Annotated in this window: 12 protein-coding genes; 8 read left to right on the top strand and 4 right to left on the bottom strand. The window is 65.5% G+C overall.

Annotation, left to right across the window (positions count from 1 at the left end):
* Positions 1–100 precede the first annotated feature (100 nt).
* The gene (locus QX039_RS16705; RefSeq protein ID WP_315740764.1) at positions 101–775 is read right to left on the bottom strand and encodes a Crp/Fnr family transcriptional regulator; all 675 of its coding nucleotides are present in this window, start codon (positions 773–775) and stop codon (positions 101–103) included.
* 212 nt (positions 776–987) lie between these two features.
* On the opposite strand from QX039_RS16705, the gene QX039_RS16700 reads away from it, so the two are divergent.
* Both QX039_RS16700 and QX039_RS16695 read left to right on the top strand, forming a co-directional pair.
* Entirely contained in the window at positions 988–3066 is a 2079-nt protein-coding gene (locus QX039_RS16700; protein WP_315740763.1) for an AsmA family protein, read from the top strand.
* Between the two features lie 258 nt (positions 3067–3324).
* A complete protein-coding gene (locus QX039_RS16695) occupies positions 3325–5778 on the top strand; it encodes an adenylate/guanylate cyclase domain-containing protein (protein ID WP_315740762.1) in 2454 nt (817 codons plus the stop codon).
* Between the two features lie 134 nt (positions 5779–5912).
* On the opposite strand, the gene QX039_RS16690 is transcribed toward QX039_RS16695, so the two are convergent.
* A complete protein-coding gene (locus tag QX039_RS16690; protein WP_315740761.1) occupies positions 5913–6470 on the bottom strand; it encodes a MarR family transcriptional regulator in 558 nt (185 codons plus the stop codon).
* 166 nt (positions 6471–6636) lie between these two features.
* Between QX039_RS16690 and QX039_RS16685 the strand changes: the two genes are divergently transcribed.
* From QX039_RS16685 to fahA, 5 genes are all read left to right on the top strand, one after another.
* A complete protein-coding gene (locus QX039_RS16685; RefSeq protein WP_315740760.1) occupies positions 6637–8271 on the top strand; it encodes an FAD-dependent oxidoreductase in 1635 nt (544 codons plus the stop codon).
* Positions 8272–8283: 12 nt separating this feature from the next.
* Positions 8284–8511 carry a DUF2783 domain-containing protein gene (locus QX039_RS16680; protein ID WP_315740759.1) on the top strand — a complete coding sequence of 76 codons (228 nt, stop codon included), beginning with the start codon at positions 8284–8286 and terminating at the stop codon, positions 8509–8511.
* A 27-nt stretch (positions 8512–8538) separates the two neighbouring features.
* A complete protein-coding gene (locus tag QX039_RS16675; protein WP_315740758.1) occupies positions 8539–9495 on the top strand; it encodes an MBL fold metallo-hydrolase in 957 nt (318 codons plus the stop codon).
* Positions 9495–10841, top strand: a complete 1347-nt coding sequence (gene hmgA / locus QX039_RS16670; RefSeq protein ID WP_315740757.1) for a homogentisate 1,2-dioxygenase — start codon at positions 9495–9497, stop codon at positions 10839–10841. The genes QX039_RS16675 and hmgA overlap by 1 nt, the downstream gene beginning before the upstream one ends.
* A gap of 122 nt (positions 10842–10963) precedes the next feature.
* On the top strand, positions 10964–12238 hold the full coding sequence (gene fahA / locus QX039_RS16665) for a fumarylacetoacetase (RefSeq protein ID WP_315740756.1): 1275 nt from the start codon (positions 10964–10966) through the stop codon (positions 12236–12238).
* A 178-nt stretch (positions 12239–12416) separates the two neighbouring features.
* Here fahA and QX039_RS16660 read toward each other — a convergent pair whose 3' ends face one another.
* Positions 12417–12728, bottom strand: coding sequence for a DUF1272 domain-containing protein (locus QX039_RS16660; RefSeq protein WP_315740755.1), 312 nt, complete (start codon positions 12726–12728; stop codon positions 12417–12419).
* 93 nt (positions 12729–12821) lie between these two features.
* Positions 12822–13301: an Lrp/AsnC family transcriptional regulator gene (locus QX039_RS16655; RefSeq protein WP_315740754.1), complete on the bottom strand. Its 480-nt coding sequence runs from the start codon at positions 13299–13301 to the stop codon at positions 12822–12824.
* Positions 13302–13422: 121 nt separating this feature from the next.
* On the opposite strand from QX039_RS16655, the gene hppD reads away from it, so the two are divergent.
* The gene (gene hppD, locus QX039_RS16650; RefSeq protein WP_315740753.1) at positions 13423–14541 is read left to right on the top strand and encodes a 4-hydroxyphenylpyruvate dioxygenase; all 1119 of its coding nucleotides are present in this window, start codon (positions 13423–13425) and stop codon (positions 14539–14541) included.
* Positions 14542–14612: the final 71 nt, after the last annotated feature.

Raw genomic sequence — 14612 nt, 5'->3', positions numbered from 1 at the left:
GCCGATGCCGATACCAAACGATGCACGACGGGCGGTTCCCGCCATGGACCGGACCCGCAATCGACAAATTCGCGGTGAACGAAGCTGGGCGCCCGGCTTGCTACTCGTTGCGTGCGATCGTGTTCAGCTTCGTCAGGTCATGCAGCAGGATGCGGCCGCGTTGCAGATCCAGGATCTTGTCCTTGCGCCAGGCCTGCAACTGGCGGTTCACGCTTTCACGCGCCGCGCCGACGAAGACGCCGAGCTGTTCCTGCGAGATATGAACCTCGGAGCCGAAATCCTCCGCCAGCGCGCACAGCCGGCGTGCCAGCCGGACCGGCAGCGGCTGCAGCACCGATTCCTCCATTCGCTCGCTCTGCCAGCGGATGCGCTGGCACAGCAGCTGAATGATCCTGATCGCTACCTTGGGCTCGCGTTCCAGGAAGCTGAGGAAATCCTCGCGGCGAAGCACGAACAGCTCGGACGCTTCACCGGCCGTGGCGTCCGCCGTGCGCTCCTGCCCGTCGAGCACGGCGACCTCGCCGAACAGATCGCCGGGTCCCATGAAGTTGAGGGTCAGTCGGCTGCCGTCGGTGGCGCCGGTCTCGATGCGAATCTGGCCGCGCCGCACCCCGAACAGGGCATTGCCGGGATCGCCCTTCTGGAACAGCACCTCGCCCGACGACAGATGCTGGGTGTGGCAGAGGCTCGAGATTCGCTGCAGCTCGTCCGCGCCGAGGTCGGCGAACATCGGGTTCATCTTCAGAATGACCGCAAATTCGGCCTGCTTGCTCATCACTATACCTTCGGCAGTGGTTCAAAGCCCGAGTTACAGAATCCGCCCGGGCGGAAGTGTGTCATAAGTCACATAATGGCGCACGTGCTCACGACTATGTTGGTCGCTCTCGGAGCGGTCTTCGTTCCGAGAAAAATTCGGATTGAACCGGGTCGGCGTTGCCGCACGCTAACCCGTGGAGACCGCTCGCGCCTTGCGCTTGGGACATCGACATGAAGGCATTGAAGATCGCAGGCGGTTTGATTGGCGCCGTCATCGTCGTGCTCGCTCTGGCGCTCGCTTTTGGACTTCCGGCGAGCTTCCTCACGGTCGCCATCCAGGACCGCGTCGAGCGTGACACCGGCTATCGCCTGAGCATCGCCGGCTCGGCAAGCGTCAGCCTGTGGCCGTCGCTGCATGCGACCCTGACGGACATCACCCTGCAGGATCCGAAGGAGCGGGACGGCAACAATCGGCTGACGATCGGCACGCTGCAGGCCGACGTGGCGCTGTCGAGCCTGTGGTCCGGCCGGCCCGACATCGGCGAGATCATCATCGACAAGCCCACACTCTATCTGCCGCTGCTGCGCGAACGGCTGCGGGACAACGCGCCGCGCAGCCGTGCCTCGGCGAAGTCGGAAGCGGTGCCTGCGGTCCGGATCGAACGGGTCACCGTCAGGGACGGCGCTGTCATCCTCTCCAACCCGCGCGACCGCGTCGAGAATCGGCTCGAGGGCATCGGCGCGACGGCGTCTCTGTCCGACGGCAAGGTCAAGATCACGGGCGCGGCCCGTGCCGGCGGCCGCCCGGTGACGTTCGACGTCACAGCGGCGGCGCCTGCACTGCCAATCGACCGCCAGACGCTGCCGGTCGACTTCAAGATCGACATGGCCAATGCATTTCGCGGAGTCCTTGCTGGCCGCGCCGACGTTCGGCTGAATGGCCCGGTGGTGATGATCAACGGCCTCAGCGGTACGCTTGGCGATGGCGATTTCAACGGCTGGGCCTCGGTCGATCTCGCGAGCAAGCCGCTGGTGAAGGTCGATCTCGACGTTCGCCGGCTCGACTTGGGGGCGCCTGCGGGGCAGGGCTCTGCCGGCGTGTCGGGATGGAGCACGGCGGCAATCGACTTGCGCGGTCTCAACTACGTCGATGCGCGCGTGAAGCTGTCGGCGACGGATGTCGTTCTCTCCGGGGCTCGCCTCGGTCCGCTTGATCTCGAAGCCTCGCTGGCCGGCGGCCTGCTGAAGGCGACCGTCGCCAATCTTGGCGCCTATGACGGGCAGGCCAGTGGCGAGGTCGTGATCGACGCCTCCACGGGCAATCCGGCCTATGCGATGCACTGCGATCTCGTCGGCATCCGCGCGCTGCCGCTGCTCTCGAGCGTCGCCGGATTCGACAAGCTCGATGCGCGGATGCAGGGCAAGCTGGCCTTGCGCTCCAGCGGCGCCAGCCAGCAGGCTCTCATGAGCAACCTGAGCGGTTCGGCGTTCCTGCTGTTCCAGGACGGCGCGATCCGCGGCATCAACGTCGCGCAGATGATCCGCTCATTGACGGCCAATCCGCTATCGGGATGGCAGGATTCGAAGGAGCTGACGACCGATCTCACGCAGCTCTCGGCCTCGTTCCAGGTCGAGCGCGGGCAGGCCGCCACCAGTGACCTCAACCTGGTCGGACCGCTGGTCAAGGTCACCGGTGCGGGGACGATCGATCTGGGCAATCGGGCGCTGGCGATGCGCGTCGAGCCGAAGCTCGTGATGACGACCGAGGGGCAGGGCCGCACCTCGGAGCCGATCGGCCTTGGGATTCCCGTCGTCATCGACGGCCCCTGGAGTCAGCCGCGCTTCTACCCCGACATCGCCGGCATCCTCGACAATCCGGATGCTGCCTACGCCAGGCTCAAGCAGATGGGCCAAGGCCTGTTCGGCAAAGACGGAGCCGGGCTGAACAATCTGATCAACGGCATCGGCGGCCTCATCGGAAATGCTGCGCCCAACGCCGGTTCGAATGGCGCGCCATCGACGGTGGCTCCGAACGCGCAGGCCCCGGCGGCCGGCCAATCCGACCTGCTCGGCGGTGATCTCGGATCGGCGATCGGCAATCTGATTCAGCAAGGGCTGCAGCAGGGCGCGCAGCCGCAGGCCAAGGGCCGCGGCCGTACGCTGGTTGCGCCCCAGGGCGGCGCTGTTCCGCTGTCTTCGGGCGATGCCGGCCAGGGCCCGGCGGAGGCCGCCCCCGCCGAGCCTCGGCAGGACGGCGCGCAGGACAGCCAGCCGATGAACGATGTACTGAAGCGAATCTTCAATAGGTAATATAGAACCGCAGGCAACCGAATCCGGAGGGATCTCCTCCGAGCGGTGGAGGGGTTCAAGGCCAACCGCGCAAACAACGGCCGGTGCGGGTGCGCGCACTGCGCGCGGCTCTGCTTGTCATTCTGTGCTAAACGGATGCCGGCGACGGACCGTCTCGCACTCGAGCGGTCCCGTCTCCGAGGTGTCGCTGCCGCGAGGACGGCAGCGGACGCGCTTGTCCGAGGCTGACCTCGGCGATGACGCGCGTGAGGGGTCCGGATGAACGAGGTCGAGAACAGAGGCTGGTCGTTGCGGCAGGGCCTGTTCGCCAAATACGTCGTGTCGCTGGTCGGGCTCGTCGTGTTCGTCCTGGCCGTGAATGGCGCGACCGAAACCTGGATCAGCTATCAGTCCACCAAGGCGAGCCTGACCGCCGCCATGGCCGAAAAGGCCGACGCCAGCGCCCGGCGGATCGATCAGGCGCTCTCGGATCTGCAGCGACAGATCAGCTGGGTGACGCGGGCGAGCGCCAATACGCTGGAGCTCCGCCGCGCCGACTATGTGCAACTGCTGAGCCAGGCGCCGGCCGTGCGGCAGCTCTATCAGCTCGACGGCCAGGGTCGCGAGCAGCTCCGGGTCTCACGCACCTCGATCGCGTTCTCCTCGGGCAACGATCTGTCGCGCGACCTGCGCTTCACCGACACGGTCACGCACGGCAGCAATTTCTCCGCTGTGACCTTCAAGGGTGCGCAGCCGACGATGTCGATCTCGGTCGCGCATTCCGGCTTCAATGCCGGTGTGACCGTGGCCGACATCGACCTCGACTTTCTCGAAGACTTCATGACCGAGGCGCAGATCGGCAAGGTCGGCACCGCCTACGTGGTGGATCCGCGCGGCCAGGTGCTGGCGAGCTCGGCGAGGGGGCCGGCGGTCGGTCAGGACCTCTCCAAGCTGCCGCAGGTCGCGGCGGTGCTCACGCCGGATGGCCAGCCGCTGGCCTCCGGCACGGACAGCGCCGGGCACGCCGTGCTCTCGGCGGTCGCGACGCTCCCCAAGCTCGGCTGGTCCGTGTTCTTCGAACAGTCTACCGCGCACGCATTGGCGCCGATCCGCGATCAGCTGTTGCGCGGTGCGCTGTTGATTGCGCTCGGTCTTGCCGTTGCGATCCTCGCGGGCTCGCTGCTGGCGCGACGCATGCTCGTCCCGATCACCGCGTTGCGCGCCGGCGCGCGCAAGCTCGGCGCCGGCGATTTCGCTCAGCGCATCGAGGTGAAGACGCATGACGAACTGGAGGAGCTCGCCGATCAGTTCAACAGCATGGCCGGCCAGCTCGCGCAGTCCTATGCCGTGCTGGAAGCCAAGGTCGAGGAACGCACGCGCGATCTGGCTCAGTCGATCAATGAGCTGAAGGTGCTCGAGGAGGTCGGCCGCGCGGTGGCCTCCTCGCTCGATCTCAATGCCGTGCTGCCGACGGTGGCGGCCCGGGCGCTGGAGATCACCAAGACCGACGCCGTGCTGATCTATTCCTATGAGGCCGCCGAACGCCGCTTCAGGCTGGTGGAGGCCAAGGGTGTCGACCGGGACGGCCCGCACAATGTGCTCGACGAGCGGACGAGCCTGCTCTCCGACTCCGTGCGCAGCGGCGAGCCGATCGCGATCGCCGAGCTCGAAAACGCGCCCGATCACCCGCTGCGCGACGTCGCGGTCGCCGCCGGCTTTCACGCCGTGCTGTTCACGCCGCTGGTCGATCAGCAGGGCGTGCTCGGCGCGCTCGTGGTGCTCCGGCGGTCGGCCGGCACGTTCCCGCCGAACCTGATCGGACTGATGCGAACGTTTGCCAACCAGGCCGTGCTGGCGATGCGCAACGCACGACTGTTCACCGAGGTCGATCAGAAGGGCCGCGAGCTCGCGCTGACCCACGCGACGGTGCAGCAGCAGGCCGAAAAGCTCACCGAGCAGACCGAGCAGCTGCGCGAATGGAACAAGTCGCTCGAGGAGCGGGTCGAGAAGCAACTGGCGGAGATCGAGCGGATCAGACGGCTGGAGCGCTTCCTGGCGCCGCAGGTCGCGCAGATCATCGCGTCGTCGGACGGCCATGATGCGCTGCTGGAAAGCCACCGCCGCGAGGTCACGGTGGTGTTCTGCGATCTGCGCGGCTTCACCGCGTTTACCGAGACGACCGAGCCCGAAGAGGCGATGAACGTGCTGCGTGAATATCACGCCGCGCTCGGCAAGCTGATCTTCAAATATGAGGGCACGCTCGATCGCTATGCCGGCGACGGCGTGATGATCCTGTTCAATGCACCGATCCCGTTCGAGGATCACACCATGCGCGCGGTGAAGATGGCGCTCGAAATGCGCGACGAGATCGGCCAATTGACGGAGCGCTGGAAAAATCGCGGCCACAGCCTGGGGTTCGGCGTCGGCATCGCACTGGGATATGCGACGCTCGGCCAGGTCGGCTTCGAGCACCGGCTCGAATACGCCGCGATCGGCAGCGTCACCAATCTCGCCTCGCGGCTATGCGACGAGGCCAAGGCAGGACAAGTGATCGTGTCGCGCCGGGTGTTCGGCGTGGTCGAACAGTCGGTCGATGCCAGGCCGATCGACGACCTGCATCTCAAGGGCTTCAATCACCCGGTGCTGGCGATGGAGATTTTGCGCTGGCGTGGGGAGGGCGCCGACGTGGTCGAAGTCGAGGAGCGGCGGCGATCGTCGGCGACTAACAAGTAGGGCGGGCAAAGGCGCGCGGCGCCTTGCTCGTCGTCGACGGCAGTCTCGCGCGCCCCCGTGCCCATCGCTGTCGTTTGACGAAGGATGTGGGCACCGGTCGCCTTCGGCGCTTTGCCCACCCGACGAAGCGCGGCTCAATAGGCCTGCTTCGCATCGGCCTCCTCGCTGGTCTGGATCAGATCGAGGCTCTCCTCGATCTTGCCGATCAGGCGGTCGAACGTCTTGCGCTCGTCGGCCGACAGGCATGCCATGATTTCGCGCTCGCGCTGCTGCAAACGCGGGATCAGCTCCTCGTAAAGCGTCTTGCCCTTACGTGTCAGGCGCAGACGGAACTCGCGGCGATCCTCGGCGTTCTCGACGCGCTCGATCAGCCGCCGCTCCAGCAACGACGTCACGGCCCGGCTGATGGTCGATTTGTGCGTGCGGGTGCACGCCGCGACATATTGCGCGCTGCAGGCCTCGCGGCGGAAGCCGAGCGTCGCCAGCACGCGCCATTCCGGAATGTCGAGCCCATAGCGCTCCCGATATTCGATGGCGAGCGCCGCGCTGACCTCGGCGGCCAGACGGTTGAGCCGGAATGGCGCGAACTTGAACAGGTCGAGCCGCTCGTCTTCCTGCGGCACTGCGGCATTTCGGTCATCCTCGACCGGCTTCGCCTGCCGCCCGGACGCCGCGCTGGATGGCTTCGCCAAGATCGCGCTCCGATTTTTGAGTTGACGCGGCCGAAGCCGTCGGCTTTAGAATAGTTGCAGGTGAGACTATCTGGCAAGACGGCCGAATGGCCTCGCCCGAGGAAATGTCGGTCGCTTCGAAAGTCGTCGTTTCGAAAGTCCAAGAAAACCACAAGGCGAGCAAGCCATGGTGCAAGCCAATCCGGGGCAGGGCGCGAGCCAGGCGAAGGTTCAGTTCGGCTATCGTCGGCACGAAGACCAGGATCAGGCCACGCCGGCCGCGCATCCGGTCGTCGTCGTGGGTGCGGGTCCCGTCGGGCTGTCGTTCGCGATCGATCTTGCGCAGCGCGGCCATGCGGTCGTGGTGCTCGATGATGCCGACCGTATCGGCGAGGGCTCGCGCGCGATCTGCTTCTCCAAGCGCTCGCTGGAATATTGGGATCGCCTCGGCGTCGGCGACCGGATGGTCGACAAGGGCGTGGTGTGGAACGTCGGCCGCATCTTTCACGGTCCGTCCGAGCTCTATCAGTTCAATCTGCTGCCGGAGCCCGGGCACAAGCGGCCGGCCTTCATCAACCTGCAGCAGTTCTACGCCGAGGCCTATCTGGTCGATCGCGTCAACGCGCTGCCGGAGATCTCGCTGCGCTGGCGCAACAAGGTGACGGCGCTGGAGCAGCGCAACGATCATGTCGTGCTGACGATCGAGACGCCGGATGGCCCCTATCGGCTGTCGGCGCAATATGTGATCGCCTGCGACGGCGCGCGCTCGTCGCTGCGCCAGATGGTCGGCGCGGGTTTTTCCGGCAAGGTGTTCGAGGATCAGTTCCTGATCGCCGACGTCAGGATGACGGCTGAATTCCCCACCGAGCGTTGGTTCTGGTTCGATCCGCCGTTCCATGCCGGGCGCTCGGCGCTGTTGCACCGGCAGCCGGACAATGTCTGGCGCATCGACCTGCAGCTCAGCCGCTATGCCGATCCCAACGTCGAGAAGCAGCCGGAGAATGTGCGGCCACGGATCGCGCGCATGCTCGGCCATGATCAGTTCGAATTCGAATGGATCTCGCTCTACAAATTCCAGTGCCGGCGCATGGAGCGCTTCATTCATGGTCGCGTCGTTTTTGCCGGCGATTCCGCCCATCAGGTCTCGCCGTTCGGCGCGCGCGGTGCCAATTCGGGGCTGGAGGATGCCGAGAACCTGGCCTGGAAGCTCGATCGCGTGCTGCGCGGTACCTCGCCCGCGGCGCTGCTCGAAACCTATCATCTGGAGCGAAGCGCAGCGGCCGACGAAAACATTCGCGAGTCCACGCGGGCGACGGATTTCATGGCGCCGAACTCGCACCAGGAGGCGCGGCTGCGCAAGGTGGTGCTCGCGCTCGCCAGGGACACCGAATTCGGCAAGCGCATGGTCAATGGCGGCCGGCTGTCGGTTCCCTCGGTCTACCAGACGCCGCTGTCGACCGAAGACGACGAGGCTTGGCGCAGTGGCCCTTGTCCGGGAACATCGATGCCGGATGCGCCGCTCGAGACGGCAGACGGACGGCACGTTCATCTCACCGATGCATTCAATGCTCAGGGCCGGCGTTTCACCCTGCTGTCCTTTGCCAATGGTGAGGCGATCGATGTGCCCGACGATGTCGGTGTCGTCAGCATCGGCGGTCCGAATGGACTTGCCGATGGCGAGGGTTTCGCGGGCAAGCGTTACGGGGCCGAACCCGGCACATCCTATCTGCTGCGTCCGGACGGCTATGTCGCGGCGCGCTTCCGGCATCCGCGCCGCGCCGCGATCGCGGCGGCGGTCGCACGCGCCTCCGGCCTGAGCTGAGGAGCCGCAACGATGACACTCTCGACCGCCTCCAATTTCGCCAAGCCCGACGATGCCTTTCGCGCCATCGTCGAAGTCCATCGGGGCCTCTCGGACCTCGAAAGCGCCGACCTCGATGCGGCATTGGTCCTGATCCTCGCCAATCACATCGGTGACATCGGTGTGCTGGGCGAGGCGATCGCGCTGGCGAAACGCAGCATGGCGGATGCCGGCCAACAGCAACAACAGCAGCAGCAATAGGCTGCTGCGCACACAAGGAATGAAGTGATGGCGAAAGGTTTCGCATCGACCACGGATCTCGCCGAGAAGAAGGTCACCTTCTCGGAGATCGGCCCGGATCTCTATGCATTCACTGCAGAGGGCGATCCGAATTCGGCGGTCATCGTCGGCGACGACGGCTGCATCGTGTTCGATGCCCAGGCGACGCCGGCGATGGCCAACAAGGTGATCGAGCGCGTCAGGACGGTGACCGACAAGCCGATCAAATATGTCGTGCTGTCGCACTACCACGCGGTGCGCGTGCTCGGCGCCTCGGCCTATCACGCGCAGGGCATTGTTGCGTCGCAGGAGACGCGCCGGCTGATCGTGGAGCGGGGACAGCAGGACTGGGACTCCGAATACGGCCGCTTCCCGCGCCTATTCCAGGATGCCGAGAGCATTCCTGGCCTGACCTGGCCGACGCTCACCTTCGAAGGCGAGATGACGATCCATCTCGGCAAGCGCGAGGTGCAACTGATCCAGCTCGGTGCGGGCCATACGTCCGGTGACATCGTCGCCTGGGTGCCGGACGCCGAGGTGATGTTCTCCGGCGATCTCATCGAATATCACTCGGCCTGTTATTGCGGCGACGCCTATTTGCGCGAATGGCCGTCGACCCTGAACGAGATCCGCGACTTCAATCCCAAGGCGATCGCGCCCGGCCGCGGCGACGCGCTGAAGGGCGAGACCACGGTGCGCGAGGCGATCGCGATGACGCGCGACTTCGTCTCGTCGCTGTATGGCGCGGCCGAGATGTCGGTCGCCAGGGGGCGCAGCCTCAAGGAGTCCATGGCCGCCACGCGCGAAGTGATGGATCCGAAATTCTCGAGCTTCGCCATCTACGAGCACTGCCTGCCGTTCAACGTGTCGCGCGCCTATGACGAAGCCAGCGGCATCGACGATCCCGTGATCTGGACCGCCGAGCGCGACCGCGAGATGTGGGCCCGCCTGCAAGGAGAAGGATGATGAACATCAACACATCGCCTGACCGGTTGCACCGCGCATCGGGACAGGTCACGCCGGGCTACATGTCCGGCTTCGGCAATTCGTTCGAGACCGAGGCGCTGCCGGGCGCGCTTCCGATCGGCCGCAACTCGCCGCAGCGCTGCGCCTACGGGCTCTACGCCGAGCAGCTGTCTGGCTCGCCGTTCACCGCGCCGCGCGGCTCCAACGAGCGCTCCTGGCTGTATCGCATTCGGCCCTCGGTGAAGCATTCCGGACGCTTTGCGAAGGTCGATGCCGGCCTGTGGCGGACCGCGCCCTGCCATGAGCAGGAAATCACGGTGCAGCAGCTGCGCTGGGATCCGGCGCCGATTCCGTCCGGCGATGTGACGTTCCTGCAGGGCGTGCAGACCATGACGACGGCGGGCGACGCCGCGACGCAGGCCGGCATGGCGACGCACGTCTACGTCATCACCAGGTCGATGGTCGACCAGCACTTCTACGATGCCGACGGCGAGCTGATGTTCGTGCTGCAGCAGGGACGCCTGCTGTTCGTCACCGAGTTCGGCCGCATCGACGCCGAGCCCGGCGAGATCGTGGTGATCCCGCGCGGGGTCAAGTTCCGGGTCGAGATTCCGGCGGGCCCTGCGCGCGGCTATCTCTGCGAGAATTATGGCGGGGCCTTCACCCTGCCGGAGCGCGGCCCCATCGGCGCCAACTGCCTCGCCAATGCCCGCGACTTCCTGACGCCGGTGGCTTCGTATGAAGACAAGGACACGCCGACCGAGCTCTACGTCAAATGGGGCGGGGCGCTGTTCAAGACCGAGCTGAAGCATTCGCCGATCGACGTCGTCGCCTGGCACGGCAACTACGCGCCGTACAAATATGACCTGCGCACCTTCTCGCCGGTCGGCGCCATCGGCTTCGATCACCCCGATCCGTCGATCTTCACGGTGCTGACGTCGCCGTCGGAGACCGCCGGGACCGCCAACATCGATTTCGTGATCTTCCCCGAGCGCTGGATGGTGGCCGACAATACCTTCCGTCCGCCGTGGTACCACATGAACATCATGTCCGAGTTCATGGGCCTGATCTACGGCGTCTATGACGCCAAGCCGCAGGGCTTCGTGCCCGGCGGCATGAGCCTGCACAATTGCATGCTGCCGCATGGCCCGGACCGCGAGGCGTTTGATCATGCCAGCAATGGCGAGTTGAAGCCGGTTAAGCTCACCGGCACCATGGCCTTCATGTTCGAGACGCGCTTCCCGCAGCGCATCACCAGGCATGCGGCGGAGTCCGGCACGCTGCAGAGCGACTACGCGGATTGCTGGAACGGGCTGGAGAAGCGTTTCGATCCGACCAAGCCGTAGAGCGAATTATTTCGACACCGTCGTGGCCAGGCTTGACCCGGCCATCCACGACCTTCTTGACGCCTTGCGACGTGGATGCCCGGGACGAGCCCGGGCATGACGACGTGGTTTGGAGACGCATCTTGCCTCACCCCAACGATCCTTCGCTCCGCTCCTTCATCCCGGTCGAGCCGACCTCCGACTTCCCGATCCAGAACCTGCCTTACGGCGTGTTCTCCGCGGCCGATTCGCCGAAGCCCCGCGTCGGTGTCGCCATCGGCGATGTCGTGCTCGATCTTGCCGTGCTCGAGGATGAAGGCCTGCTCGATCTGTCGCCGGCTTACGAGGTATTCGCGCAATCCTCGCTGAATGCCTTCATGGCGCTCGGCCCCGCCGTTTGGTCGAAGACCCGTGCGGCCATCAGCGCGCTGCTGCGCGATGACAATCCACGTCTGCGCGACGACAAGCCATTGCGCAGCCGCGCGCTGCTGCCGCGCCAGGATGTCAGGCTGCATCTGCCGTTCCACGTTGCAGGCTACACCGACTTCTATTCGTCGAAGGAGCACGCCACCAATGTCGGCGTCATGTTCCGCGGCAAGGACAATGCGCTGCAGCCGAACTGGCTGCACATGCCGATCGGCTACAACGGCCGCGCCTCGACCGTGGTGGTGTCGGGCACCCAAGTGCGCCGGCCGCGCGGGCAACTGAAGCCGCCGAGCGCCGAGGTGCCGAGCTTCGGGCCGTGCAAGCGGCTCGACTTCGAGCTCGAGATGGGCGTCGTCATCGGCCAGTCGTCGCCGCTCGGCGAGATGCTGAGCGAGGCGCAGGCGGAAGCGATGATCTTTGGCTTCGTGCTGCTCAACGATTGGAGCGCACGCGATATCCAGCAGTGGGAGTATGTGCCGCTGGGCCCGTTCCAGGCCAAGGTCTTCGCGACCTCGATCAGCCCTTGGGTGGTGACCCGGGAGGCGCTGGAGCCGTTTCGCGTTCAAGGGCCGGCGCAGGATCCGACGCCGCTGCCCTATCTGCAGCAGGCGTCTGCGCAGAACTACGATCTCGGACTCGACGTGGCGCTGCGCGCTGCCGGCAGCAACGCTGCGCAGGACATCTCGCAGACCAATTTCAAATACATGTACTGGTCGAGCGTGCAGCAGCTGATGCACCACGCCTCCTCCGGATGCGCCATGAGCGTCGGCGATCTCCTGGGGAGCGGCACCATCTCCGGTCCGGAGAAGCATCAGCGCGGCAGCCTGCTGGAGATCAGCTGGAACGGCACCGAGCCGGTCGAGCTCCCTGGTGGAATCAAGCGCACGTTCCTGGAAGATGGCGATTCCCTCGTCATGCGCGGCTGGTGCCAGGGCAACGGCTATCGGGTCGGCTTCGGCGAGGTCGAAGGCACGATCGTCGCGGCCGAGTAGCCACTCCACCCACCGCCGTCATTCCGGGGCGGCCCGCAGGGCCGAGCCCGGAATCCATAACCACAGGCGGATGTGGTGACGCGAGCCGCCCGTGGCTAAGCCTTCCATCCAAAATCTCGATCGTGAGTATGGATTCCGGGCTCGCGCTGCGCGCGCCCCGGAATGACGGGGATAGAGATCAGCGCTCTTCCGGCGCCACGCTCTTGATACCAGCCACGAAGGCCGCGACGTCCTCGGCCGCATATTTCAGATGCACGCGCTTGTCCGATGGCACCTGCTTCACCGTGCAGACGCCCGGCCGCCATTCTCGCGCGGGCCGGATCGGCCGTGGCGCGAAGCCGCCGGCGCAGTTCGGGCAGACGTTGAACAGCTTCGTCTCGACACAGTCGGCGCAGAAGGTGCATTCGTAGGAGCAGATGCGCGCGTCCTGCGCCTGCGGTGGCAGGTCCTTGTCGCAGTACTCGCAGTTGGGGCGAAGCTGCAGGGCCATGGTCGTCTCGCGGGTAATTGAAACCCGGCGAGTGTCGCAGAGCGAGCGATGACGGTGAATGACGCATTTCCCTCGATTTGCGCCACGGCGGCGTCAGCCATGCGGGAGCGCCGCCAGCGGCAGCTTCGCGCTCTCCTTGAGTCGATCGAGCACGATCGAGGAGCGCACATGCGCCACGCTCTGGTGCGGCATCAGCACGTTGTTGACGACGTCGGACAGGCTCTTGAGATCGCGCAGTACGACCTTGAGTAGGTAGTCGGAATCGCCGGTCAGCGCGTAGGCCTCCTGGATGTCGTCGACCCGGTCCACCAGCGTGCGGAACTTTTGCGCGTTGTCGGGCGAGTGCGTTGCCAAGGTGATCTGGATGAAGGCGATCAGCTCGAAGCCGAGCGCCTGACTGGCGAGCTGCGCGCGATACCCCGCGATCACGCCGTCCTGCTCCAGCCGCATCCGCCGCCGCGAGCACTGCGAGGCCGACAGGCCGGCAAGATCGGCCAGCTCCTGGTTGGTGAGCCGGCCGTCGTTTTGCAGCGCAGCCAGGATGCGGAGATCGAAGGTGTCGACAGAAACCATGCGCCATTTCCTCTGATGGTGCACGGATCGTGCATATTCTCTCAGGAATGACAATGGTTTGCATGCCCCGTGCGCCCGATCCGGGAGATGATGGGTGCATCAAGCCGAAGGAGAACTCCCCATGGGTCCGTTTCCGCACGATGCGTCGCCCGCCACTATCTCCGCCGACAACCCGATGGGTACCGACGGCTTCGAGTTCGTCGAATATGCGCATCCGGATGCCGGTGAGCTGCATGCCTTGTTCAAGCTGATGGGTTTTGCCGCGGTGGCGCGGCACAAGAGCAAGGCGATCACGCTGTATCGTCAGGGCGACATCAACTACCTCGTCAATGAGGAGCCGGGCAGCCACGGGCACGATTTCGTCGCCGCGCATGGTCCGTGCGCGCCATCGATGGCGTTTCGCGTCGTCGATGCGAAGGCGGCCTATGCGCGGGCGATCGCGCTCGGCGCCGAGCCGGCCGACCTGCCCGCATCACGGAAGGCGCTCGATGTGCCCGCGCTCAAGGGCATCGGCGGCAGCCTGCTGTATCTGGTCGATCGCTATGGCGCCAAGGGCTCGGCCTACGATCTCGAATTCGAGTGGACCGGCGAGCGCAACCCGCGCCCGACCGGGGCCGGCCTCTACTACATCGATCACCTGACCCACAACGTGCATCGCGGCCGCATGGATGTCTGGGCCGGCTTCTACGAGAAGCTGTTCAACTTCCGCCAGATCCGCTTCTTCGACATCGAAGGCCGCGCCTCCGGATTGTTCTCGCGCGCGCTGACCAGCCCCGACGGCAAGATTCGGATTCCGATCAACGAGGATGCCGGCGAGTCCGGGCAGATCGAGGAGTATCTCAAGATCTATCGCGGCGAAGGCATCCAGCACGTCGCCTGCGGCGCCCGCGACATCTACTTGACCGTCGAGGGCCTGCGGACCGCGGGCCTGCCGTTCATGCCGTCGCCCCCGGACACCTATTTCGAGCGCATCGATAGCAGGCTGCCCAAGCATGGCGAGGACCTCGCCCGTCTGAAGAGAAACGGCATCCTGATCGATGGCGAGGGGGTCGTTGCAGGCGGTCATACCAAGGTGCTGCTGCAGATCTTCTCGGCCAATGCGATCGGCCCGATCTTCTTCGAGTTCATCCAGCGCAAGGGCGACGACGGTTTTGGCGAAGGCAACTTCAAGGCGCTGTTCGAATCGATCGAAGAGGACCAGATCCGCCGCGGCGTGCTGAAGGTGGAGGCGGCGGAGTAGGTGGAGGAGATGCGCCCGTCATTGCGAGAAGCAGAGCGACGAAGCAATCCAGACTTCCGTCCGCACCCTGG

It is taken from the genome of Bradyrhizobium sp. SZCCHNR1043 (assembly GCF_032489675.1).
GTDB lineage: Bacteria > Pseudomonadota > Alphaproteobacteria > Rhizobiales > Xanthobacteraceae > Bradyrhizobium.
The sequence above is the reverse complement of the archived record's forward strand: the minus strand, read 5'-3'. Positions and strand labels throughout refer to the sequence as shown.

Bases quoted from the DNA above. Each gene is read 5' to 3' on its own strand.
- QX039_RS16655 (WP_315740754.1), bottom strand. From the start codon at position 13,301: ATGGTTTCTGTCGACACCTTCGATCTCCGCATCCTGGCTGCGCTGCAA.
- QX039_RS16705 (WP_315740764.1), bottom strand. From the start codon at position 775: ATGAGCAAGCAGGCCGAATTTGCGGTCATTCTGAAGATGAACCCGATG.
- QX039_RS16680 (WP_315740759.1), top strand. From the start codon at position 8,284: ATGACACTCTCGACCGCCTCCAATTTCGCCAAGCCCGACGATGCCTTT.
- QX039_RS16695 (WP_315740762.1), top strand. From the start codon at position 3,325: ATGAACGAGGTCGAGAACAGAGGCTGGTCGTTGCGGCAGGGCCTGTTC.
- QX039_RS16660 (WP_315740755.1), bottom strand. From the start codon at position 12,728: ATGGCCCTGCAGCTTCGCCCCAACTGCGAGTACTGCGACAAGGACCTG.
- QX039_RS16685 (WP_315740760.1), top strand. From the start codon at position 6,637: ATGGTGCAAGCCAATCCGGGGCAGGGCGCGAGCCAGGCGAAGGTTCAG.
- QX039_RS16700 (WP_315740763.1), top strand. From the start codon at position 988: ATGAAGGCATTGAAGATCGCAGGCGGTTTGATTGGCGCCGTCATCGTC.
- QX039_RS16675 (WP_315740758.1), top strand. From the start codon at position 8,539: ATGGCGAAAGGTTTCGCATCGACCACGGATCTCGCCGAGAAGAAGGTC.
- hppD (WP_315740753.1), top strand. From the start codon at position 13,423: ATGGGTCCGTTTCCGCACGATGCGTCGCCCGCCACTATCTCCGCCGAC.
- hmgA (WP_315740757.1), top strand. From the start codon at position 9,495: ATGAACATCAACACATCGCCTGACCGGTTGCACCGCGCATCGGGACAG.